The following is a 25098-nucleotide window of genomic DNA, read 5'->3' as shown; positions in this document are numbered from 1 at the left end:
TTTACAAAATTATTTAACTTGTTTTTGTAGAATTTCTTTTAATTCTCGCACAGTCTCGGAAAATTCATCAATTCTTATCGTACACATTTCGATAGTTTTTTCAGTATCAATAACTTCCCACACAGGATGAACAGCTTCTATCTCCTGTTTAGGATACAGCAATATGCACCTTTTAACTTCCTTATAAGCCGTGACATACGCATACATTTGATAAATGTCACTCTGAACATAACTACTTCTTCCATTATTTGTTGCACTTTTCCACTTCGTATCCATGATTATCACATTATCAATCACAAAATCCGGTTTTAATAAAATATTCTGGCGTCCACTCTTCTTATTACGTAATAACCTCTTCTCTGCATGTTGAATGATTATTTTATTATTACCAATAGCCTCTTGTAGTGCTACTTCAATATATTTTTCAAACAACATATTCATTTGAAATAAGAAAGAGAACGATGATGCTCCACGCCCTTTACTATAAATCGTTGCTCGCTCAACAATTAGCTTAGCAAATAAAGCAGCTTGACGAAAACGTTCATTCTGTCGGTTAAATGTAATGCTTTTTATTTCCTTCTCTGTAAAATGTACTACATCCACAGGTTCTAAGTAGCCTAAACAGCGCTCAAGATAAAGTTTTAAAGTATGTATTTTTGTATGCTTTTTTACAATGAGCAATGCACATTTAAATAGCTGGTTTAGAGGGTTATTTTCCGTATATTCATCAAATGCACAATATGCTTTTGTTTTTTGAAATACATTCTTATAAATGTGTTTACTAAGCTCGAGTTTGCCACGCAGTGTATTTAAATTTTCTTCATGACGTTCGTATGTTTTAAAAGTCCCTTTTCTGAGTTCACTCAGCAAACGAGTAAGAAATGTAGCAAGAAATGCCGTAAGCAGTTCTCCTCTATCCTCACCATTTAATACTTCCTCATAAAATGAAACTGGCAAAAACCCTGTAATCGAAAGCATTCCTAGTAATGCCTTTCGATCGTCAATAGGTGTAAGTTTTATTTTTGGAATAATTTCATACCGCACGTCCGAACATTGTATCACGCCAACATAATTAATAAAGCGCATTCGTTTGTACTTCTGATCAATCACTTGGTCATTTGGATATTTCTCTTCAATATACCGTATAAGCTCATCAAATTGTTCTGCTGTAACGTCATTTTCTGTAATCCAGTCATACGCCTCACGCACTATAATTGTCTTATTCATAAATCGCTATTAGCTCTTGTGCTGTTAATTTTCGTTTTACTCGGTACAGTGCAGGAATATAAATAGACGGCTTTTGTTTAAACAGTTCATTTACATTAACCTCTTCTTTATAAACAATATATTGATCTTCCTTTGAACTTCCTATTCCACCCAAAACAAGACCGATTTTTTCCCAATCATCATAAAAATACTCTTGTAAAAGTGGAATGATTTTCGTTTGAAAAATAGCTATAACTTCATTATCTGTTTTCGCGTTTATAAAATACGCATGCCCAATCATATGATCCCGATCGTACAGCACTTCAATCCGCCTATTAATAACAGAAAGCATTTCAGCAAGATCAATTTCATCACCAATCGATTCAAGAAGATCCGTATTTGGCATGATTTCTTCAAACACAAAGCGGCGACGTAACGCTGTATCAAGCAAAGCTATGGAGCGGTCAGCCGTATTCATCGTCCCTATTACATATAAATTGGGTGGTAAGGTAAACTTCTCTTTTGAATAAGGTAGTTCAACAATCAATTCATTACTTTGTGTTAAACGCTTATCCTCTTCCAGTAACGTTAACAGCTCACCAAAAATCTTAGAAATATTGCCTCGGTTCATTTCATCAATAATTACAATATGTTTTTTCGCATTCGAATAATCAAACGAACTGTTTTCCAACAATGCCTTTTGAATAATTGCCTTTTTTCCTTCTACTTCAACTTCCATTTTTTCTTCGTCTTCTACTGTATCTTCCATTTTTTCTAATATCCAATTTAGTACAGACCAATATCTCGTCTGATTACACCCACCAATCGCCTCACGAACAAACATAATATTATTCTTCCAATCAATATCATGCTCCTGAATATAGCGATAAAGGCTTAGTAAACGATTCTTTGAAACTATTGAACTAGTTTTTACATCTTCACTCGTTACAACGATATTGTTTTGCTCTGAAATGTATGAAATGAAATTTGTCGTCCCTGTTTTTGATTCAAATTGAATATTATTCTTCAAACCATTTTCAACCAGGTAATCATAAAGTTGCTCAAAACGAACTTCATTCGAAAACTCCTGACTTGTACTTTGAATTCCTTCATACATAGCTTCAAGTGCCGATTTTTTCAAAATACCATCCGTTGGCACAAAATTCCCTTTTCCATCAGATTTCAAGCCTTCTATAAAATCTTCATATCCATATGACTGATGGAACGTTACAAGATGAATTTGTCCTTCTTTTGTTAAACGTGAAAACTCTTGTTGCAATGCTTCTCGTCCATCTGCCTTCAGTTCCTCATATATTCTTTTATCGATTAATTCAAGAGCACGTTCAACAATTTGATATGTTTTCCCTGTTCCAGGTGGACCAAAAAATACATAGTTTCTTGGATCTGTATCTAATACTTCACTAAATACTTGGGACGTATCACTTATTTCCTTTCCTTGCATAAATACTAAGTTAATTACACTCTTATTTTTCACTTCATTTAATGTACTACGATATCCTCCGTAACCTATGAACTCTCTCTTCAGTATTAATCCACTCAACAGGAAGTAGATGTCCATACTCTTCAGAGAATTCATAACCATCAATAGTATCTTTAGTAATTTTTCCAACAGCACTAACTCGTAACACTGATCTTGTCTTCCCATCAACCTTACGAGTAAATGTCGTTTTTAAAGCAACAAGGTCTCCTTCTTTCATTTTTAAAAATTGCTTTAATGCTTTTTGTCCTGCTGATGTTTCTTCTTTCTCATCAATGATATCCTCAATATTTTCTTCTTCTAGTAGAGATGATAAATCCTCATGTAAAAAGCCTATCGCTATGCAGTTGCTTTTCAATAAAAAATCTTGAATGGAACGATCTTTTCCATATGTATGTCCAGCTAACCAATAGTTTGTATTCTTATCAAGCGATTTATCCCGCTTAGAAAATGTATCCCAGATAAATCTTGAAATTTTTTCATTGGACCAATCTAAAAAAACATTTTCTTTCTTAATAGCCTGCAACACTGCATGATTCAACTCAATTGCATTCTGCGGAGTAAGCAATTCATCTTTTATATGTAATTCCTTTCCTAGCTCAATCAATATTGGTGGTGAATAAATGTTAAAAAATTTATCTGGAACATAAATATTTAAAATTTTTAGCAACACCATATTATAAATTGGTAAATTCAATGTAACAATTTCAGAAATACGGTCTTCCTTTGCAAGTCGAATCGCTTCATAAATCCCCTCTTTTAGAGCTCTAAATTCTTCCTGCAACTGTTCATCTTTTAATACCAATTTTTGTTTACCGTAACCCTTACAGTACTCACCAGTTTTAGCACGATAAATACCAAATTTAGCAGCATTTGCTCCCCCAATACCACCTAGGATATTTTTCTGTTCAAGCCAGTAGTTAAAACAATCTTTAGTTTTAGTATTGGCATATTCCTCTATCGTAAGATTTCTTAAGGATTCTAATGGAAAACGTTTTACGAATTCTTGGCGTCCTGATTCTTTTTCAGCAAGCAAAGAAATATCGGGTTCATAATGAGTAGCCTTTTGGGTCACTATTTGAAGCTTCATATTGGAAATTACCCCCATTTAATTTTATAGATTAATTATAGAATATGAGGAGAAAAGAAGGAAGTAATTGGGTACAGATTAATAGGTTTTGTGGATTAGGTTTGAAAATTGAAAAGTAGTTACCTCCCATAACTTAGTTAGAAGAGCGCCACCTTGACAGGGTTTATAGACGGGTTATCAATTATAGCCTTGAAAAACGTTGATATATGTATACTGTTAAACATAAAAAATTAACATTAGGTTCCACTCAAATATTGATTGAAACCCAACACTCCGTTAAATCTGAAATTCAGAATACAAGGGGTGTTTTTTATTGTCTTTAGGATATTTTAACGAAAAAGAAAATGTGCGGAAACGACAACCACATAAGCGAAAAGCTGAAAGAATTACAAAGGAAAATACAGTTGAACGATTATTCGAAAGGTTTCTTGAAGTTAAAGTTAAACAGAACCTGCGACCAAAATCTTTAAATCAATTCGTCCTTATGTTCAACAGTATTAAAGCTTTTCATAACGAAAAAAGTACGAAAGCATTTTATCTGTCAGATATAACAACAAACTTTATTTCTGATTGGGTTGGTTGGCTGAAGAATGAATATGTACGTTATGATGGACATGCTTATATGCCCAAAACATCTCAAACTGTTGGTCTTTCAGATGAAACAATTGCTACAAGAATAAAACGGCTAAAAACTTTTATCAATTGGTGTCTAAAAGAAGCTTTAATAAAACAAGACCCATTTATCAAGTTTGAAGGTTTCCGTAAAGATAGCAAAGAGATTGATATTCTCACAAAAGACGAATTGAATCGTTTATTGAAAGTTGCAAAATCATATTCTAATAAAAGTTACAAACATTTTCGAGATTACGTATTATTGCACCTTCTCATTGATGGAATGTTTCGTATAACCGAAGCTTTGTTGTTAAGCCCGTTAGACATAGACCATGATAATAAAACTACGATTATACGTTCCAACAATGCGAAAAGCCGAAAAGCTCGTGTAGTCCCGTTATCTAATAAGACCTATCGCCTTCTCATGCAATTATTAGACGAGAATGAAGCATTTGAAGGTAAAGTCGATGATTTAATTTTCTTGTCACTGAGTGGTCGTATGTTAAGCAAAAATAACGTGCTTCGTGACATGCGAAAATATGCAGTAGAAGCTGGAATTACAAAGCGTTTTTATTTGCATTTGATACGTCACTCAGCTGCTACTCATTACCTTTCCACAGGCGACATTGAATCCTTACGAAAAATTCTTGGACACAGTGATTTAAGAATGGTACTTCATTACGCACACATGGCTGATAACACTGTTCAAGAAAAACATGCCAAAAGTGGATTTTTCGGTTCAGATAATATAATAAGTAGAAAACGAAATAATAAGCGAAAATAAAAATTGAGCACAGTTGATTAAGCTGTGCTTTCTTTTTTCAAGTCATCATCCACTTACAGAATCTACAATGTTATAAAATATAAGTTTTATACAATTTTCTATAGCAGAAAAATGCGATTTTTTCATCAAAAACGTGCAATTTCCTATAGATTTTTTCATAAAAACGTATAAAAAATGACGTAAAAATCGCATGTTTTTTATCCAAGTTTGGGATGGGAATCCATCAGTGGTGCGGTTCTATGCAATTTTCCATGTTTAAAAAACGTCATTTTTCTGAAATTCTAAAAGATGGGGAACAGTTTTTTAGTATTCTCCCACCTCCCTGTCCTTTTACCCTCCTAACTTTTTTTCTTTTTCGACAGGGGGCTATAATTTCATTTCTTGCTATTCTTGCATTTCTATATTTTCCATATTTTTTATTTATACTATATATATACATTTCTCGAGCTCAACTTTCTGCTCTAAATCTTATATTCTGCCCAATCCTTCAATAGATTTCGCATTCTCTCTGAAGGTATGTAACAATTCATCGGTTTTCCCTTGCGAATACAACCACGGAATATAAACTGAATTAAATCACTTACCGCTAATAAATCCTCATCTACATGAACATTTCTTGTTGTGAAAAATTGTTTATCATTCGGGTTCATAAAGCGATTAAACATGTATACCATTGATTCACATTCAGCATAATCATTTGTTGCTCGTGCATTGAATGATACGAAATTATCCTTTGAGCGGTCATCTTTCTTATTGTATTTACATTTTGGATTCTTTAATATTGGAGCATACTTCTTTTTGGTTGTCCAAAAGATTTTGTTATTATCAGTAGGACAAATATTACGCAAATAATTGTTTGCATTATTTTTAAGTTACTTTAAATCTTCTTCCGAAGCATTATCAAACCATGTAGATGATAATTGATTGCGTCTTTGTCTGTTTGTTAACTTTTCTCGAGAATCATAATTGGAGTTCATTTTGCTAATAGATTTACCATTTTGATAATCTTCATATATATTTAATGAATCATACATTTCTTTCCTTGGTTCTTTCATTTTGTCGTAAGGAACAATTGAATATCTATATTCAATTTTGTTCACACTGAATTTTTCGTATTGTACATTGTGCATATCGTAATACGATTTTTGAATTTGTCCATCGAACAAATACGTTAAAATATATACTTCATCGAATGATTCAAATGCTTTTATGTTCATTGTCCAATAAAATGCTTTCTCTTGCAAAATGAATAAATTTTCATTTTCCGCAATGATTTTAATATCACGGAATCTATCATCCTTGTCTTGTCCATATTCATCATCTAACCAAGTAACTTTCCCAAGTTCATCTACTTCAATAACATTCCATTTCAATAAATATTCAATATCTTTATGACTGACATTGATTGCTTCTAGTACATTCGCAACTTCATCCATAATTAATGTATATCCTTCTTGCTCAATTTCATCTAAAGTATCCGTATCCAATCGTTTAAATAATTCATGAGTTGTAACAATGGATTTCCCCAGTTCTACAAGCATTTTGAAATGCTCAATTTTTGACCCTTTTCCTTGTTGTGCATTCGGTTGAAAGAAATCCGCTTTAGTTGAATTGCTAACACGTTCTACTTCATTAAGAAATGGTGTCACGTAAATATATTTTTTATCGGAAGTTTCACCGAATCCATTTACCTTCTCGGAGTCGTTTATCATTTGAATTGCCCATGATGTTTTACCAGCACCACAGATGGCATCTATTATTTTGATTTTTGTTGTATTATTGTTCATTGTCTCTGATTCCTCCCAAAAGTTGATAATAGTATTATATTGACTATTTCAAATTTGTAAGGCTGGATTGGGCTGAAACTTTAAATAATTTACGTTAGCACAAAATGATGGCGAAAGTGTGAGAGCGTTGACCAAAGAACCATTAGTACCAACGGTTTGCTGAGTTTTCCTTATAAGAAGATATAGTATATTTGTGAGAATGAAAAACAAAAGAAAAGAAGAGGAACCTGAGCACGCCAGTGGGAAGGTGATGATGAAGGCGTGCCTGAATCATCGTTTTTTCGTAGCGGTTGTAAGTAATGTTATAAATTATATCGCTACTCAAAACCCTGATGGTGAAGGCAAGCCTTCCCCATCGCCCTCATTCGCTCCGCTTCTTCAGGCAGCGATGTTGTTTTCCTCTTGTGGGGTTAGTTGTTGAATTATCAATATACATTCCAGCGTCATTTGTGCTTGAGAGCAATTTTGGCTAGAGATAGAATATACGAAACCACACATCGAACACATATAACTTACTTTATAAACAAATGTAAATAGCTCAAAGTCCGCTTGGCTCTAAGGCTCAACACTTTATACTTGGCTGCCAATTTTTTTGGTGTTATGATGATAAAATTAGAGAAAGTAGGTGATTAATATGCAGAAGCAACATCTAAGAAATATTGTCGAAACACTTAAAGAGAACTTAGGTACAGCGACACAAGAAGGAAATTTTTTCTTTTGGCGTTACCTGGAGCAAATATGTGATGAAGGTGATGAAGAGTTATATATACTGCGAGATCTACCATTATTAGCAATGGTGCTGAAAGAGAAAGATGCTATACCATTAACAGATTATTTCAACTTATTCGATTATCAAGCCACATGCGAATTGAAACGACTACTAATGTAATTGAGAAAGAGAAAATAATTGAATATTAATATTCAAAAATGACCTTGGATGGGCAGTCGCTCGGTAGTGCAACTCATACGCCTTTTGTTTTCTGAATATTCAGTTATATTTTTCACAGGATTATGCTCAATGATGCACAAATAAAATTTTAGGAGGCAATTATGATAAATTTTGATGAAATATCAAGAAGTGTTAAACGAAAATTCATTAAGGAGGAAGTGTTAACTACGCCCGAGGCAATTGAAGTCCTTGGTATATCCCGTGCTAGATTGAGTCACATGGTTAAAAGCGGTAAAATCACACCTGTTAAAAAGTTAGGGTGTGTATCCCTGTTCCTCAAATATGATGTAATTGCTAAGCGAGAAGAACTTGAACTGCTTCGTGCCAAATACCGTCCATATGAGAATTGACCTGATGCAAACTGTATTTGCGTTAGATCTGCTACACACTTTATGTGTAACAGCTTCAGATAATTTAAAATGCTCGGTGAACCTGCAGATTTCAGAAGTGTAAAGTTTGCACTTCTAATTTATCAGAATTTGTCGAGATAAACGTTTGAAATTTATAAATAACAAATTGCTAAAAGGGAGAGATAAAAATGCCAAAACTTAAAAATATTTACAAGAAAACTCTAGCGATTGAATTAATAAAAATGGGACATGACCATCATCATACAATGCGTAACCGCTCTAATCCCAAATATCAAATATATGTGCTGGTGGAAACACCTGAAATGATAAGAGATTTGTTATACATCGTTGAACGTGATGAAAGATTGTATCAAGAAAGGCATGGGAAATGAAAGAACGAATAGAGACGATTTTGTTATTTCTGTCAGTAATTCTGCTAATGATAATGTTTATGTATCAGGTGTACAATAATTTATTCACTAAAGATGCTGAAACGATACGGATGGAGAAAGAACGTGAAGAAAGACGGATTCAACGTGAAGAATGGTTGAAAAATAAGAAGTAATAGGTACTCGGTAGCCAGCCGAGTACCTATTTTATTATTTCAAGGGTACATATAATACATGTCTCCTTAAAGGTTCGGAATACTGTTCCGAACCTCCAAGGGTACGAACAATGTTTGTAGCCCTGTAACTAGCGGTTAATGTGCTCGTTATTCATTTTCTATAGTAAGTAAAAGACCTTCTTCAACTTTTCTTAATTTAATTTTTTCTAAAGTATCCGCACTTTCTAAATTCAAAACAACATCACTGATGTCACCAAGATTTACTGTTAATGAATCACCATCTACAGGATGTGAAGTTATAATGCGATATTCTTTTTGTGATTTAAAAAAGTTTCTTTTATAAAAGAATGCTTGTGTAATATCTTTTTCATAATCTTCTTCTTTGAAAGGCGATTCTGTATGTTCATCAAAATATTTGACACGACCACGATAAGCATGAATATTTTTTTCTAGCAGAGCATTGTGCAATCTATCAAAAAATTCATGTTCATTTGTTATTAATACTGGTATTCTACCAGGAAATTCTTTTTTCAGATGTTCTATTATTTCAACTTTTATTTTATCTGTATTCTCATCAATGTGTTCCATATCTTCTTCAAGAATACCAGTAAAACAAGTTAATTGAAATTGACGTACTTCTTCATATGTTTTAGCAAAGAATCCTTTAGTGACATTTAATTTGTGCATTTGCCCACCTGGGAGCCCAATGCTAATTTCCCCTTTTGTCGGGTCAAAATGTCGAAAATGAGACCCTTCATGTTTATCGCCAATCCCTTTATTGCCGTGCTTTTTTTCTAAGTCGATAAAATAACCTGTATTACAAAAATATAAATCTCCATTTAAGAACATTTGAACATGCTCAGGTCTAAAAAATTTGATTAACATTACCGTACCCCTTTTTCTTTCCGATTTATGCCATAGTTTCTTTGCTGTACTTTATACTGATTTGGAATTTTCCTGCTTGTATTTTCCCAAGATTATAAGCTATATCTCTAATATTTCCGATATTTAATAGTATGTTGTTATCTTGAGGTTTTTTGAGAATATAACGAAATTCTTTTTGGAATTCAAAAAATTTGCGTTTATAAAGGAGCTTTCTTGCTGGATTTGATTCTACTTCTTCTAATGACAATGGATGAGATTCGGTTTCATCATCATAATATGTAACTTTCCCACGCATTCTGCTTAAATCTTCTCTTTTACAAGCTCTATCCATTCTTTCGATAAATTCATCCATATCTGTAAAAACAATTAAATCTCTGCCAGCAAATTGTTCCGATAATTTTTTTACTACTTCTGATTTTAAAGTTAATGTATTTTGTTTTTCATTTATATCGAAATCATTTTTAAAAGAAAGCATGGTAAAACAGCATATTGGACAATCTTTTAAATTGCTATGCGTGTGTCGAACAATGCCTTTTTCAAAGCTAAGGGGCAGCTCTTCTCCATCCTCAGTAATGATAAAGGCGTGATCTTCTTGTGGATTCATTATTCGACTCCATACTCCTTCTCGTTTGTCACCAATACCTTTGTCAATTTGCTTTTCTTCTAAATCTATAAAATTCCTATTTCTAGAAAAATAAAAATCTCCATCTAACATATTTTCTGCATATTGGCTTTCTACACATTTCAATAATATAAAAATATCTTGTCCTTCAGTCAAATAACATTCCTCCTATGTATGAATATTTAATTTATTCCATTATATCACAAATAACAGAATATACGTTCTATTATTGTGATGTATTTTATTTATAATATTTGAAGGAAATTATCACCATTTGTCGAATGAGTATCCTATGAATTAAAGGAGGCATTATAATGGCTGAAGAAACATTGGTAGTAACAGATGAAATTTTAGAACGTTATAAAACAGAAATAATATTAAAAGCTAAATGGACTCATGACTCAATTATGGAAGCATACTCCACTTGGGACGCTATCCAAAAAGGTAAATATGATGGAAAAGCTGAAGAAGTTATCCGAAAATTTGTTGCAGGTATTACAAATGCAATGTCAATTGTAAGGATTCTTAATGTTGCAGGTGCCAAAAACAAAATATATGCTGAAAAAAGAGTTGAGGCTATTAAAAATAAGTGGCCCAACCTTCCTGAAGCGCCTCAGGGGTTAAAACAAATTAGAAACGATCTTGAACATTTTGAAGAAAGATTAGATACATGGGCTTTTACTTCTTCTACACATTCTATCGTTGATTTAAATTTAGGACTTTCTAAAGAAGGTTTTTGGGCTTTTGGTGGTTCATTGGGAGCAGGAGAAAAAGAGTTTCTTAGAAATGTTGATGAAAAAAACAATTTCTTATTCTGGAATCATGAAGTACAGATCGATGACGTATTACAATGGGTCATCGACATCAATAAGCAAATTGGAGAATAAAAAGCATCCTTAAGGATGCTTTTTATTTTCACTTACACATGAAAAACATTTCCTTTACTACTAAAACGAATCAAATGAATCTATTTCACGAGTTATATATGTTCCCAATATTTCCTATTACATACAACAAAACCACGCCCAATGATGAGCGTGGTTCGTTTACTTGTATTTAATTTTCACCGTAGGTTGTTCATCGCCTTTTGCATACGTCCATTCAATTCGCTCAATGTCACAACTTTTCGAAGAAGTTTTTCCTGTCATCTGTATTTCTTTTCAATATAATACTAGTACACGTGTATTGGAGGAATGAACATGATAGATAAAAAGAAACACAGGCTATATTCTACATGGAAAAATATGATGGCTAGATGTTATGTAAAAAGCCATCCAAATTATAAATATTACGGTGCTAAAGGTGTGACCGTTGTTGAACGATGGCACACCTTCGATAATTTTATATATGATATTGATAACATCATGCCAAATGTTCATCTATTATATAACTCTGATTATCAATTAGATAAGGATAAAAAAGGTGGAATGCTATATTCCCTTAAGAATTGCAGTATTATATCTACTGAAGAAAATAAAAAAATAGCATATACAAAACAACAGCGCAGAATTATTGCAATTAACAAAACTGATGAAATCTCATTTCATTCAGTTTCAGAGGCGAGTCGGGCTCTCAATATTAAACGTCCCACTCTTATCAATTATTTAAAAAATGGGAAGCAACATCCTACAGGCTTTCACTTTAAATATTACAATTAAAAACTGTTGTAAGGTTTCACTCATTTCTGTATAATTAATTTAACAGAATTTTCGGAGATGTTGGTACATCAACGTTAGTTGGGATCCCGTAGCTCAGCAGGGAGAGCGCCACCTTGACAGGGTGGAGGTCGCCGGTTCGAACCCAGTCGGGATCATAAGAATAAAAAGTCCTCAAATCCTATGAATATAAGATTTGAAGACTTTTTATTTTTCAACTTCTGTATTAATTTATATATCACTGGTCACCTATTCATGGCTTGTCAGCTATATACCCTAATCCAAAGATAAAAATGGACTTTAACACACCCTCAAGCTTACGCTTTAATTGTTGAAGAAATTAAACAATCAAGTAGGTCTTTAAATATTAAAACCTCTCTTACTCACCAAATTCAGACTGGAATTTTTTATTTTCTACAACTATTATTACTGAGTCCATTTCATGCATTCTTTTATAGTACTCCTCCAAATTTTGTATCATACTATATTGATTATCATCTGTAATACTTTTGAGACCTGTTAATTCCTTTGTTAACGGAGCATAGCATGCATGTTTATCACCTGCTGTTTCCTCCTTAATTAATTCTACTCCTCTCAAAGGATTGTAAGGAACGACATGAGATGATCTTAACAAATTTCTTAAATCATGAAAGTATTCATTCTCTGCATTTAACTCTTTACTTTGTTCTAAACAAAATTCCGTTAGATAATCAATTGTAGTCTGTACTGGAATGCGAGCCGAAATAACGTACTTTTCGCCATATCTCGTATCCTCAATTATGTATTTGTTTTCTCTGGCTTCTTTTAAATGTTCACTAGATAACCAGAACAACCCTAAAACATTGTACTGCTGATCTTGTTTTTCTACGAATGCACAAACTAGATATCCATTTTCTTTACTAGTAATTAAATCAAAATCGTTTTTACTTATATAAAAATCCTTCTTAGCGTATTTTACAAATCCTCTTCCACCTTCCTCTTTTTCTACATAGTCTCTTGGAGTTACATTTACTGTCTTTATTTGTAAAGCCCATGTTTTAATCTCAGAATCTTGATTTCGACTGTAACGATATTGGTTGGTAACTAAAATATCAAATCCAAAATCAACTTCCATTTTCGTAGCTTCGTATTGCATTGTATAAAATTGAGCTATTACATAATGTTCTCCTCCAAATCCATAATATATATTATCTTTGTTTAAGTTATACATATTATCACTTCCATATTTAGTAATATAATGACCATCTTCCATAAATATAACAATAAAAATAGTACCCTCATGGATACTATTTTCACTTCTTTTAATAAGTTATAAATTACATTTTATCTTAACTATTTTTAAAAATATTTTCATAATGCCATCTTAAGTACTCTTCTTTTGGAGGTGAAAAAGAAGGCTTTTTTATTTTCTTTCCATTAAACTTCATAAGTATTTCTTTTAAGATAATATCAGATTCAATAAACTTAGAAACCTCTATTGTTAAATCAGGATGAATTGCAATATACCCTTGATCAAAAGCTTTATCGAATAAAACAGATAAACAAATCCCATTTTGAGGATCAAGTCTAGTATTCTTATTTTCTGACCAAGGTATAATATGAGAACCTATCAAAAATTCTTTTATTGTCATCCCAGTTATTGCACATTCATACCCATAATTCTTTTTCACTTCATTAGAGAAGGTACTTTGACCACTTCTTTTCTTACTAGTTCCAATCCTATCATCAACAAAATAATTTTTATTCTGTATCTTTTGTACAAATTCAACTCTATCCGTAATGTTCTCAAGTTCTATCTTCGTATGTTCTTTTCCAGCATAAGCTTTCTTTATGATATTCCGAAAATCTTTCTCTTTAATCTGCGTAATTCCATATTGATGGAAAAAATATGCCCATGTTTCCCCTCTTTGCTTAAACTCCCATTCAAATTTTTCGAGGTCAGTTTTTGATAAATAAGGTTCAAATGATATTGCTTTATCTATTATGCCACGTACTCTATCTTGTCCAATGTTTTTAATTTCTTTAATCCTACCAGCCCCAAAAAAATAAAAGCTATTTCTTATTTCAGATACCGACTGAGGCCTTCTATAAATAAACAGATCGCCAGCGTTAACCTTACCATATTTGCTAGGAGACCAATCATAAGAAACAAAGTCCACATCCCCATAACCAGTGGCAGTACCTTTTGTATCTAAAATAAAAAAATTAGTATCTGTGCTACCCAGATCTTCTTTATAATAATCAAGAATATCTTTCATCAAACACACTCCTCCTCCAACAACATATAACATTAAATCTTAACATACAATTAATAAATTATATCACGTTTAGTCAAATTGTATTTCTCAATTCTAAGACCTTCACAAACTCTCTGGTCACATATTGATCACTCTACCATAAAGTTGTTCATTTACTACCGCGCTCCGCTTGCTGCCCTCTACAAAATAATTTAGGACGTTGTCCTAAATCATTTCGTAAAGGATACAATTCAAATATTTATTCCACGACTTTCGTTCAAACAATAAATCATTTTATAATAATATTACGTTATATTTTCGCTTTTTTAATTCACTCTCTTTCCAGCCATTAAACTCATAATAAAAAAGTTCAGGATCATATTCCCTAAGATCATACATAGATTCGGCATCTAAACGTTTATATAAATCTAAATGAAACCAAGCATATTTCTTCTTAATAGGATATAAAGGATATCCCATAATAAAAGCAAATTCTTCCCAATCAATTAAATTATTTTTATTACCACAACACATTTTTACATCTTCACATCTATAAACACTCTCACACTTCGTACAATAGCAATAAGACATCAATAATCTCCTTCTAATGCTTTTGTTCTATCGTTGCTTCATTCTTAAATAAACTCTTGAAAATCCGAATTAGATTCCCACTTCTGATCACTTACTAATTCTATGAAATAACGTATTACTTCCACATTATTTTTATTACGGATGAATCCAATAGGGTCATTATCCTTCAACAATTCAGCAATTGAATTAAGTAAAAGAAAAGCAATTTTTTCGTTGATTAAAAAGTCCTCTGTATCTTTTTGAATAAACCCTATAGGCAACTCATCAATCAAAAGTTTTATGGCCTTAATATCTGATTTCCATCCTTCATTTTGAATGTCATCATCTTGAATAACAACCCTTATATCTTTGCCTTCAATAAAATTAATTGGCGTATTTTGTTTTAATAAACCATTTAAAATATTTTTCTTATCCAACTTTGATTCAGTCCATCTCTTTGCAATTCTAGTAGTAACCTCTAAACTATCATGGTTATTTAAAGCTCCCACTGAAATCAGTAAACCAGCAATTTGATCTAATAGCTGTTCTGTATTCCCTATTTTCACTTTTTTTCTTATAATGGGAGAAAAATTTTGTGTTAAATCTGCTTTTTGAACGAAAATCCACCTAGGATCTAGCGGCCACCTAGTTTTATTTTTATCTGATAATGGAACCTTAAGGGTTAACCATTCCATTGTTAAGTAAGACCAAATGTTATTTTCCTTTAGAATAAAATCTTCTATAGAGCTAACTCCAAATTCTTTTAGACATTTTCTTCTAATTTGAAATTCAACCCTCCATACAGATTTTATTTCATCCCATAAATGTTCTTTCCACAAATCATAAAACCAAAGTTTTTGAGATTTTTTCACTTCAAGTGTTTTATTATATATACGTGCCAACAATGGATCGCCACGCCCTATTGTAAAACCACTAAATTCACTTCCATTGTAATATTCATCATTTACAAAATGATTTACTTTCCCTCTTGCTCTAGTTACTACTTTTTCCAAATCATATCTAGTAAAAGGAGTTTCATCACTATCTACACATACATCAATCCTTGATAACTTTGTATCTGTTATAGAGATTCCAAAACCACTTAACCAATTAAAAAACTCTTTAACAGCCTTTTCAAAGCCAAGTGACCATAAATAAGATGCAAGAAACCGGACCTTAATCGGTGACGTATTTTTTACTTGCTTATCCATAAAGTACATTAGAAAATCATTACATGATACCTTATAGGAATAGAAAGGAATCCCATTTCTATGTACTTTTAAACTAATTCCGTTTATTTCAACTTCATACTCTTTGGATTCTTCTTGAGCTTTAGATTTTAATAAAGCTAGCATATCTAATGTGCTTTTAAAAGATTGAAAATAGTCAAAGACTTCAACTCCAAATTCAACTGTATCAATACCTTTAATAATCAATATATGTTCCTCCTTACCTGATTTTGTAATTAGAACCCCGCATGTTATATGGTTGCGGAGTTCTTAATCAATAAAAACTCCCAATCTTGATATACAACCTATACAGGCCCCTGCTAGCCAGACGGCCAGTCCTTTAGGAGGCCTGGCCTTTCTAGCTAGCAACAGCCTGGCAGGATTTGCTTGCATTTCCAAATCAAGACCTAGCCAATCTCCATCTCTGTATCGACTTCACCTATACAAAACCTTTTTCAAATTTCTATAATTCAATTAAAATAAACCTTTTATTGAATTATTCATTTTTCTAACCGCTTTAAATATTTTTTAATCTCATCTAAAAAACTATGTGCACTAATACAAAGTATCATTTATAACGGATTCCGTTAGTTTTACATAAAAAATATAGAAAAAAATAAAATGTAACGGATTTAATTAAATTATACTAACGTAATTCGTTAATTTCAACCGTTTTTATATATTTTTCTCAAAATCCGTTAATAATGCTAAAATAACTATAGACATAACAAGGAATGGAGCGAACATTATTTATGAAAGAGAAGCAAATACTTGAGAAGTTTTCAATTGGATCTCAAATCAAATCACTGAGAAAAGAAAGAAAATGGACACAACAACAACTTGCAGAAAATATTAATGTTTCTTCTCAAGTAATATCAAACTGGGAAAGAGGGTATACCACTCCTACAGCTAAAGATGTTGCAATGCTTGCAAGAGCTTTTAATGTTGATACAAATATGATTCTGACTGGTCATAGTGATGAAGCTATAACTAACTATCTTACAGGGACAATGGCAATTAGTACATTAGTTCAAAACTTTGCAGACGCTTATGGATACGAACTAGTAGCTCAATTTTTTGACAATCGTTTAGATATTGAAGACCTGTTGAATTCTGATATGAAGATTACATTTAATAATCAAGTACTTACAAAAGATGACAAACAAAAATTAATACATTTAATTAAAATATTATTTCAGCAGTAACTTAGTTCTGTCATTCACAATATAAACTAATCTCTAAAACATAATAAAGGTCATAGACATTTTTCTACTTCAATCGTCTATGACCTTTATTAGCATTAACTAGATCTAAATTGTCAAATACTCTACATTAAACGTATCTTATGCTTACCTCTTTAACATTTTTTAATGTCTTTGTATGCATCTTCAAGCATTTAATAGGGATCCTCTTCTATCTCTGAACCCTTCACTATGAACAATTAGATTTTTGCCCCATTCATCTCCATTAATCTTCCATACCCTCTAGTTTAGAATCAAAAAGTTGAAATTTTGATAGAAATAATTGAAAAAGACTAATTATTAAAACCACTTTTCTGCAAATTTATTTTTTAAGAATTCAACAAAATCATCTATAATCTGTAAATAAAGGATCACATCTTCTTCAGATAAAGTGATAAACTTTCCTGTATAATTGTATTCTTTATTAAATTTTTCGTCTGTTCTTCCTAGCCTGTGAATTATTAAATGACGAGTATCATGAATTTTATGTATGTGTTTAACGCTATAGTTAATACTCTCAATAGAGGTATTAAAATTATTAAAATCTATATTAAAGGTCTTCTTATAATACTTTTTAACTTCATTAAAGCCTTGGCGATGAAGGTTACCTACTTTTTCTTCTATGAAACTTTCTTCTAGCTCTTCCATACCTTTAGATAAAAATTCAGAAACCTGAAATTCAATAGTTTTTTTTGGCTCATAAAAACATGTTTTATCATGGTAAAAGGAAGTTCTAATAACATCTAGTAAAAAATTTTCTAGTATAGAAATAATTCGGGTTAAAGTCATTTCTTCTAAAAAATCAACATAGGCTTTCATATATTTTCTTTTAAGTGTATGAGGATTATTTTCAATTAAGTGTGATTCCTTATAATAAATTTTGTTCAGTTTTTTGAAAGGTAAATTCTGCTCAATTATATCTTGTTCAATTATTTCTGCGGTTGAATTATAGGAATACAAACTAGCTAAGTACCATCTCATTAGCCTTTTATAATCTAATTCATATTTTCTAAAGGGTTTAAAAAATTCTTTTTCATTCATAAACAGTTCTCCTCTAAATTTACTTTATATTAAATCTTAAAAACCAAATACCTTAATAACTATTATGAAGACAAATTGAAAAATTTCAATCCCGCTATAAAATACTATATTCAAACATTAATCAATTCAAAAATCATAATTTCAAAATGGCACACATAAAAATTCATACAATTATCGTGTTGATATTTTTATAAGGTGCGTCGTATACTTTTGTTCAAAGAAATATGTCTTTAAAATAATTAACATAAAAAACTAAACGTTTGTTAGGAATATATGTTTAATAATTTAACAATCATAGTAAAACTATAAAAAGGAGCCTACATTTAATGGCTCCCTTTTTATGTTCCGTTTATTTAATTATTTTAAATATACAGTAGTTTTAATCTGATTTTTTTGAAAATTACATCGATAATTTGTTCAGTATTCAACGCTTTTAATATTCCACGATACCCATCAAAGCCCCATACCTCTTTTTTACTATCTTTCACATAATAGAAAGTATATCTCATATCATCACTAAGTATACATTCAACCGCAACTCTTCCATTTTCAAGTTCTCTTATGGGCCAAATTATAGCCTTCACTTCCTCTTCTTTCAATTCCTTTTCTGCCACTTTATCCACCCCTAAATTAAATAAAAATGATAATGCACATACACAAAAAAGAATAACTAATTATACGTTCCATTCTCCACCGATTTCAAGTATATAGTAAATACTTTATTTTACTATACAACACATGGTCACCTAAATGGTCACAAATTAAAAATAATTGCAGGAAACTATACATCATAAAAACAGATGATATATTCACTAAAATAAAGCTATGTTAAACGATAGGATACTAGCAAGCACTGACGTTTTTTCATTGTTCTATCTTGACAGGGTGGAGGTCGTTGGTTCGAATCCAGTCGGGATCATACGAGAAACTCCTTGAATGTCAAGGGGCTTTTATTTTATACTTCTCAATTCTAAGGCCATCAAAAACTCTCTGGTCACCCTACCATGAAGTTGTTCATTCACTACTGTGCTTCGCTTGCTGTCCTCTACACCTTAACTCATAAAGTGCATATCAATAGTCCTTAACATTGTAGAAAGTTCTTACAATCAATAACAATGATATTGATTTTTATAGCAAAAAACTAAGTGCCCTCAATTATTAGGTCACTTAGTTTAAGCATATATGAGTAGAAATATTAAATATAGTCCTCTATATCATATCAAGCTCTCTTAATAAGAGCATTCCTGAAATATCGTCTTTCAGAATTTCCCTTGAGGAACTTATTTTTCTATTTGGGTTAAATAAATGAAGCTCTATACGATTAAATCTATTATTATTTTTATTTATTACAAAATTCTTTAAGCTAGGATTGATATCTATAGGAAAAGCTATAATTTGACGATATTCTTCATTAATATAAGCTTCCACATTTATTATTAATTTATTATGTTTTTTTAATGCAAAAGGTGCAATACGTAATGAATTCGTACCTTTATAAAGAAGTAATATTTCTTCTTTTATTTCCGCATATAAAGATAAAACGTTTAGACCTGAAGGATATTCTTTCAAATATACATTTTTACTTATCTCTATTTCCCCATAATTTTTTTGCATATGATCTTTTAAAATCTCTTCAATCAATAAAAATACTGGTGTAAATACTGTTAAATCTACTTCTTTAAATACTTCATTTTCAATACATTTAGTAAAATTACTTTTACTTAAGGCAATATTTATACCATTTTGAGCTATTTTTGAAAAATCTATTTCTTGCTCTTCGTACTTCATAATTCTTTCATCCAAAATACGTATATCACTATGTTCTTTTTTTATCTTTGTAGCATATAAATTAGGAAGTAGAAGATGTTTTTTCGTAATTTTATCGAATTCTTTTACCATATATAGTCTTCGGCCATTATTATCTTTTCTAAATAAATCCTTGTCCAAATAATAGTGTTCAATACTAATATTAGGTGTGTTTTTACGATGTTCTGGTACTGGCAATAACATAGAATAGACGTTATTTCCATGATAGAGCACTTCCTTATTTCCAAATTCATTATTAATCTCATCAACATCTCTATCAAAAATAAATATTTTACAATACTCATTTTCCAATAGTGCATGATAGTCACGAATTTTTTTTAAAGTAAAATTGCCCATGTCTGTTTTTTGATCGTATTCAAAAAATGATATATCCAACTCACTAAACATATTGTTTTCATTTAACTTCTTCAGGGAGTGTTTTAAATGTTTCCAATCCGTTTGACCTTCGGTAATAATTATATTACTCCTTGGATTAGTTAACTCTTCTAATCTTACATTTAAAATAGGAAGATATTTTTTTATAAATACTTCTATAATTCCATCTGAAGAATTCATTTTAAAAAGGATTTCATCTTCATTAAAGGAACATTCTGTTTGTAAAATATTTTTTTTGTTTAAAAACAATCTATCCTCATCTTCATTGCCATAGAAGAATAAGTTATTATCAAAAATATCAAAATTTTTTAATTTAAATTTAAAGTAAGCACAATTATCATTGTCATTTGAAGCAAATGACACCATCTTTACATAAATCCAATTATCTTCAAATCCTTTTAATATTTTTAGACCTAAATTTAAGTCAATAATTTTCAATCGAATATCGTGTTGCACCTTCATTCCCCCAAATAAGTTAAAATTACCGCCCATTTATTCACTTACTGAATATCGAAATATTCTTTTCTTATTATACAAAGAAATGAAAAATGGCATAAAAACCTAATGTTATATCCATCTTCGTTAAACAACTTTATTTGTTCTTAAATGAATTTATTGTCACTTCACAATATACTCTCTTTTGTTGTTTTGATAAACTGCATTAAAATTGCAGTACCTGTGAAATTCAGTACAATACTTGTACCAAGTGAAACTGCCCATGATACAGTTGGTAACGATACTGTTAATGATAGCAGTAAGAATGTAATACCTACTGAAACAAAAGTAAGACCAAAGACATCTTGTTCAATCTAAACACCTCCATTTTAATTATATTTTAACAGTATTTACCTTATAGTTACAAAATATATTTTATTATATAAAAATCTAAATATACGAGACGCAAGCCAATGCCCATAGACAATATATTTGTTTACCTTTCGAAGTTCATTTAGATTAACCATATATTCCTTTATAAGTTAAATTATTTCTTGGAAAGTTATGTTGTAAATCTTCGTAATATCTTGGTTTGTCATCTTATCAGATAAATATTTTGTCAACTGTTCTTTTGTTAAAAGCAATTTAATCCCTCCTGATATTACTTATATAGAGATTACGACGGACGTAAAATGAAAATTAACATTTTTTAATCCTCATAATAATCAGTACAATCAATAAAGGAAATTCTTATCAAACAAATTAAGAAGCGATTATTTTTGGAGATGGAATGATAAAATGCAGAAGGACTTATTATGAAATTGAGATTACTGCTAAGGATGTAGTAGAAGCTATCCAAATTTTGAGTAATGAAGAAAAATGGATGTTATTGGATATTTCATATGATGAATACTACAATCTAATAGATAAAAAAGGAATTCATGTAGACTATTGAGGTGAAAAGTAACTTTAATAATCTCAAATTATATCAAAAGCCCTCTAACGCTCACTGTTGATTTTTATAAAGATCAAATACAAATCATCAACTTAACTTCTAAAAGTCTATACGATTCAATCTGAGAACTTTCTTGATAACATAAATAAAAAGGGAAATCATATCTGTAAAAATACACTGATACGATTTCCCTTTTTTTCTATTAAAAATGAAATTGATATTTTATTGTGAATTTATTTTAAATCTTAAAAACAATCATCTAAACAGCAAATTAATTAGAGTTTTATAGACCTTCATATAACTAATTAATTAGTGACGCATTTAAATATTTATATTTTTTTACTAACTTGTTTTTGATATAGTTTGATTAGATGCTTTACTCTTTCCACGTCCGAATTAAATGCTGTTTTTCTATACAAAATTTCAATTGCTTTATCCAACCTCTCATGTAACAACTGTAGATCGGTTGGCATAATTCTACCATATAAATCCCGAAGACTATTTCCTTCCTTGAAGTATTTTTCTCTTGTATCTAATATTTGTTTAGATAAATTTTTAATCTTTTCTTGATCTTTATCATTAACATTTGGTATTGGGAAAGTATTGTAACAAAGGGTATTAGAATACCTAAAATCTGATTTTAGCTTCCCTGCAACCAGATTAATCCATACAGTGTGCATTTTAGATTCTAGGAAACCAAACAATAATAAAGAAGCATTAGCTACCTGATAAGCAGCATCACTAACAATTACACTTGAATCAAAATAGCCCATTGGAACGTAATCTCTTGCGCCTGAACTCGTTCTAGGAACAATCAGTACATCTTGTTTCCAATACCTATCACGCTTAAATACCAGAGGTGTTTTGCTTAATTTTCTATCCTCTTCAGCAACAGTCAGCCTGAACTCCTTCACGTTTTCTACACGTTTTTGTATATCAGGCATTTTCGTTAGTAATTTAAACGGAATATCTTTAGTGTAAATAATAAACCTTTTATGCTTATTAGGTTCAAGCAGTTCCTGGCTGCCAAAGTAAGGGTGAATATAGCTTACCATCTCAGGGTATTTTTTAATGATTTCATCTTTTCCATCTTCCGAGACTATGTATTGTTGATTGTCTAAAGGAAGACTTCCCAAAGTCATTGGTGGATAACCCGAAACTTGAGTTCTAGTATTAGGATCTATTAATAAAAATTGCTCATCAATTAGATACTCATTAATAGAATTTACACCATTAATAATAGGAGCATCTTTCATGTTTGGATAGGTATATAAATGTTTTTCTTTTGAATTATGCATTGAGAAACCGATTATAACTACCATAACATTTGCTTCATTATCCCAAACAAAAGTCTGATGGGCAAAATTTATATTGATGTTTAAAGTTCGCAGCTCTCTCCACAACAATGTCGCTTGAATTCCTTGTGCAATGGAATTTGTTGAAACTAAAGCGGATTTTATATTTGGATTTTCATTCATTAATCTAGCTGACTTAATAAACCAGCCAGCAACAAAGTCCAAATTTTTAATGCCCTTCATTTTAGGGGCGATTTTACTTAATGTTTCTTTATTTTCTTTAGTCATTTTTTTTGAGCCTAAAAACGGAGGGTTTCCTAAAATGTAATCCAATTCATCCGTTGGAATAATTTCTTGCCAATCTACTTCTAGTGCATCAGCATTTACTACGTTCGCCCCCGCATGCAATGGTAATCGTAAGAATAATCGTCCGAATAATTCACTGGCTTCAACATTCATCAAATGATCCATAAGCCATAAGCCAACTTTAGCAATAGAAACAGCGTAAGGTACAATCTCTATTCCGTAGAACTGTGCTACCTCAACTTTAATTAATTCATTAATATCAAGTACCATTTGTCCCTGAACAATCTCATCAATAACCTCATGTTCTAATCTTCTTAGTTCACGATATGCAACGATAAGAAAGTTTCCTGAACCACACGCCGGATCGAGGAATTTCAAGTTTGATAGTTTATCATGAAACTCTTTTAATCTACTTTCACGCCCATGTTTCAATGTGCAAAGGTGCTCAAATTCCTTTTTTAGATCTTCTAAGAATAAACTATTGATAACCTTCATGATGTTGATTTCAGATGTATAGTGCGCTCCTAAATTATGTCTACGAGTATCATCCATAGCTGCTTCAAACATAGAACCAAAGATTACTGGTGAGATTCGGCTCCAATCAAGTTTTGAAGTTTCAATCAAGTGCGTTCGTATTTCTGTGGTTAATGGTAATCCAGTAAGTTGAGGATGTTCAAATAAGCCACCATTGATATAAGGAAAATTTTTTAATACATCAGCTTGAAAACGCTCATTTTCAGGGGTGTTTAAGACTTGGAACAGAACAGCTAAACGATCTACAAGATCGCTCCCATCTTCTCTAGTTTCGTTCATCAAATAATTTGTAAACTGATTTTGCTGGAAAATACCGCTATCATCTGCGAATAAACAGAATATAATACGTGTCATAAGTAAATCTGCATAGTTACGTGGATACTTGGATTCTAGTAACTTTTTATGAAGAGCTTCCATCATCTTAGCGGCTTGCTCATTTACAGGGTTTTTTGGAATTTCTACGTTTATTTGTTTCCCTACTAAAAAACCAAATAACTCTATATATTTCGGCAAATCTGTTACAGAGAACTCCCATACATCATCACTAGCGAGATCATATAAACGAATACGATTAAAATTACAAAGCATCACATATTTTGGTAAGTCCTCATTAGATAAATTCATCACATAACGATAAGCTTGTGACTTAGCTTTATCCAAGTCTTTGTCCCTTGACTTCATTTCTATTAATAATGTTCCGTTTAGCAAGTGGTCAACAAATTTAGTGTTCCCATCTATATTTACACGCCACTCGAAACCTAACTTAATTTTTTGATATGGCACTCCAAATGTTTCTAAAAAATCTCTTACCCACATTTGAGCTTGTTGTTTTTCATCACTATCATTTTCATGTTCTTTAACAAATGCCAATGCTTTATTTAATAATTCACTTCTACTTTCTTTAATCATTAAAATCCCCTCCGTATAGTTCACCAATTGACTCGAAACTCTTTTTCATTATTAATCATTTATGGTCCACTTTATTATATATTGTACACATATTTCATCGTTATATAAATGAAAATAGATTAAACAGATGTAAAGATGCTT

Annotated in this window: 23 protein-coding genes and 1 tRNA gene; 9 read left to right on the top strand and 15 right to left on the bottom strand. The window is 31.2% G+C overall.

The features are described from left to right. Positions 1-9: 9 nt before the first annotated feature. From DOS87_RS12850 to DOS87_RS30135, 3 genes are read right to left on the bottom strand one after another with little or no spacing between them, the layout of a single operon-like run. Positions 10-1227 (bottom strand): McrC family protein, encoded by a 1218-nt coding sequence (locus tag DOS87_RS12850; RefSeq protein ID WP_208730326.1) that lies wholly within the window; start codon positions 1225-1227, stop codon positions 10-12. Next, complete coding sequence (locus tag DOS87_RS30140; RefSeq protein WP_261795670.1) at positions 1220-2767, bottom strand: McrB family protein; 1548 nt, start codon at positions 2765-2767, stop codon at positions 1220-1222. The genes DOS87_RS12850 and DOS87_RS30140 overlap by 8 nt, the downstream gene beginning before the upstream one ends. Continuing rightward, positions 2715-3794, bottom strand: coding sequence for a hypothetical protein (locus DOS87_RS30135; RefSeq protein WP_261795669.1), 1080 nt, complete (start codon positions 3792-3794; stop codon positions 2715-2717). The genes DOS87_RS30140 and DOS87_RS30135 overlap by 53 nt, the downstream gene beginning before the upstream one ends. Before the next feature lie 313 nt (positions 3795-4107). Here DOS87_RS30135 and DOS87_RS12840 point away from each other — a divergent pair, with 313 nt between their 5' ends. Then, entirely contained in the window at positions 4108-5190 is a 1083-nt protein-coding gene (locus DOS87_RS12840; protein WP_208730325.1) for a tyrosine-type recombinase/integrase, read from the top strand. Positions 5191-5651: 461 nt separating this feature from the next. On the opposite strand, the gene DOS87_RS30130 is transcribed toward DOS87_RS12840, so the two are convergent. Both DOS87_RS30130 and DOS87_RS12835 read right to left on the bottom strand, forming a co-directional pair. Continuing rightward, positions 5652-6038, bottom strand: a complete 387-nt coding sequence (locus DOS87_RS30130; protein WP_261795668.1) for a hypothetical protein — start codon at positions 6036-6038, stop codon at positions 5652-5654. Positions 6039-6062: 24 nt separating this feature from the next. Further along, the gene (locus DOS87_RS12835; protein ID WP_261795667.1) at positions 6063-6977 is read right to left on the bottom strand and encodes a hypothetical protein; all 915 of its coding nucleotides are present in this window, start codon (positions 6975-6977) and stop codon (positions 6063-6065) included. 634 nt (positions 6978-7611) lie between these two features. Here DOS87_RS12835 and DOS87_RS12830 point away from each other — a divergent pair. The 4 genes from DOS87_RS12830 (at position 7612) to DOS87_RS12815 (ending at position 8841) form a co-directional block, all read left to right on the top strand. Further along, positions 7612-7866, top strand: coding sequence for a hypothetical protein (locus DOS87_RS12830; protein WP_208730324.1), 255 nt, complete (start codon positions 7612-7614; stop codon positions 7864-7866). A gap of 161 nt (positions 7867-8027) precedes the next feature. Beyond that, positions 8028-8276 (top strand): helix-turn-helix domain-containing protein, encoded by a 249-nt coding sequence (locus DOS87_RS12825; RefSeq protein WP_208730323.1) that lies wholly within the window; start codon positions 8028-8030, stop codon positions 8274-8276. A gap of 188 nt (positions 8277-8464) precedes the next feature. Then, entirely contained in the window at positions 8465-8668 is a 204-nt protein-coding gene (locus DOS87_RS12820) for a hypothetical protein (RefSeq protein ID WP_208730322.1), read from the top strand. Continuing rightward, the gene (locus DOS87_RS12815; protein ID WP_208730321.1) at positions 8665-8841 is read left to right on the top strand and encodes a hypothetical protein; all 177 of its coding nucleotides are present in this window, start codon (positions 8665-8667) and stop codon (positions 8839-8841) included. Before DOS87_RS12820 ends, DOS87_RS12815 begins: the two co-directional genes overlap by 4 nt. Positions 8842-8988: 147 nt before the next feature. Here the strand turns inward: DOS87_RS12815 and DOS87_RS12810 are convergent, their stop codons facing one another. Both DOS87_RS12810 and DOS87_RS12805 read right to left on the bottom strand, forming a co-directional pair. Beyond that, a complete protein-coding gene (locus DOS87_RS12810; protein WP_208730320.1) occupies positions 8989-9726 on the bottom strand; it encodes a hypothetical protein in 738 nt (245 codons plus the stop codon). Positions 9727-9751: 25 nt separating this feature from the next. Beyond that, on the bottom strand, positions 9752-10504 hold the full coding sequence (locus DOS87_RS12805; protein ID WP_208730319.1) for a hypothetical protein: 753 nt from the start codon (positions 10502-10504) through the stop codon (positions 9752-9754). A 158-nt stretch (positions 10505-10662) separates the two neighbouring features. On the opposite strand from DOS87_RS12805, the gene DOS87_RS12800 reads away from it, so the two are divergent. The 3 genes from DOS87_RS12800 to DOS87_RS12790 all read left to right on the top strand — a co-directional run bounded on the left by DOS87_RS12800 (position 10663) and on the right by DOS87_RS12790 (position 12161). Continuing rightward, complete coding sequence (locus DOS87_RS12800; protein WP_208730318.1) at positions 10663-11235, top strand: hypothetical protein; 573 nt, start codon at positions 10663-10665, stop codon at positions 11233-11235. A 312-nt stretch (positions 11236-11547) separates the two neighbouring features. Then, the gene (locus DOS87_RS12795; protein WP_208730317.1) at positions 11548-12006 is read left to right on the top strand and encodes an NUMOD1 domain-containing DNA-binding protein; all 459 of its coding nucleotides are present in this window, start codon (positions 11548-11550) and stop codon (positions 12004-12006) included. Between the two features lie 82 nt (positions 12007-12088). Further along, positions 12089-12161 (top strand) — tRNA-Val (locus tag DOS87_RS12790). Positions 12162-12382: 221 nt separating this feature from the next. On the opposite strand, the gene DOS87_RS12785 is transcribed toward DOS87_RS12790, so the two are convergent. From DOS87_RS12785 to DOS87_RS12765, 4 genes are all read right to left on the bottom strand, one after another. Beyond that, positions 12383-13213, bottom strand: coding sequence for a hypothetical protein (locus DOS87_RS12785; RefSeq protein WP_208730316.1), 831 nt, complete (start codon positions 13211-13213; stop codon positions 12383-12385). 118 nt (positions 13214-13331) lie between these two features. After that, a complete protein-coding gene (locus DOS87_RS12780; RefSeq protein WP_261795688.1) occupies positions 13332-14261 on the bottom strand; it encodes an HNH endonuclease in 930 nt (309 codons plus the stop codon). A 273-nt stretch (positions 14262-14534) separates the two neighbouring features. Next, a complete protein-coding gene (locus DOS87_RS12775; protein WP_261795666.1) occupies positions 14535-14831 on the bottom strand; it encodes an aldehyde dehydrogenase in 297 nt (98 codons plus the stop codon). Positions 14832-14875: 44 nt separating this feature from the next. Next, positions 14876-16246 carry a replication initiation factor gene (locus DOS87_RS12765; RefSeq protein ID WP_261795665.1) on the bottom strand — a complete coding sequence of 457 codons (1371 nt, stop codon included), beginning with the start codon at positions 16244-16246 and terminating at the stop codon, positions 14876-14878. A gap of 545 nt (positions 16247-16791) precedes the next feature. Here DOS87_RS12765 and DOS87_RS12760 point away from each other — a divergent pair. Continuing rightward, positions 16792-17244: a helix-turn-helix domain-containing protein gene (locus DOS87_RS12760; RefSeq protein WP_261795664.1), complete on the top strand. Its 453-nt coding sequence runs from the start codon at positions 16792-16794 to the stop codon at positions 17242-17244. A 336-nt stretch (positions 17245-17580) separates the two neighbouring features. Here DOS87_RS12760 and DOS87_RS12755 read toward each other — a convergent pair whose 3' ends face one another. From DOS87_RS12755 to DOS87_RS12740, 4 genes are all read right to left on the bottom strand, one after another. Beyond that, entirely contained in the window at positions 17581-18321 is a 741-nt protein-coding gene (locus DOS87_RS12755; protein WP_208730313.1) for a hypothetical protein, read from the bottom strand. A 362-nt stretch (positions 18322-18683) separates the two neighbouring features. Beyond that, the gene (locus DOS87_RS12750) at positions 18684-18935 is read right to left on the bottom strand and encodes a hypothetical protein (RefSeq protein WP_208730312.1); all 252 of its coding nucleotides are present in this window, start codon (positions 18933-18935) and stop codon (positions 18684-18686) included. Positions 18936-19530: 595 nt separating this feature from the next. Continuing rightward, entirely contained in the window at positions 19531-20979 is a 1449-nt protein-coding gene (locus DOS87_RS12745) for a hypothetical protein (protein WP_208730311.1), read from the bottom strand. 1263 nt (positions 20980-22242) lie between these two features. Further along, on the bottom strand, positions 22243-24957 hold the full coding sequence (locus DOS87_RS12740; protein ID WP_208730310.1) for a DNA methyltransferase: 2715 nt from the start codon (positions 24955-24957) through the stop codon (positions 22243-22245). Between the last annotated feature and the right edge of the window lie 141 nt (positions 24958-25098).

This window comes from Bacillus sp. CR71 (assembly GCF_003429245.1).
Classification (GTDB): Bacteria; Bacillota; Bacilli; order Bacillales; family Bacillaceae_G; genus Bacillus_A; species Bacillus_A thuringiensis_S.
Note: the sequence above shows the minus strand (reverse complement) of the source record. Positions and strands in the feature narration are given on the sequence as shown.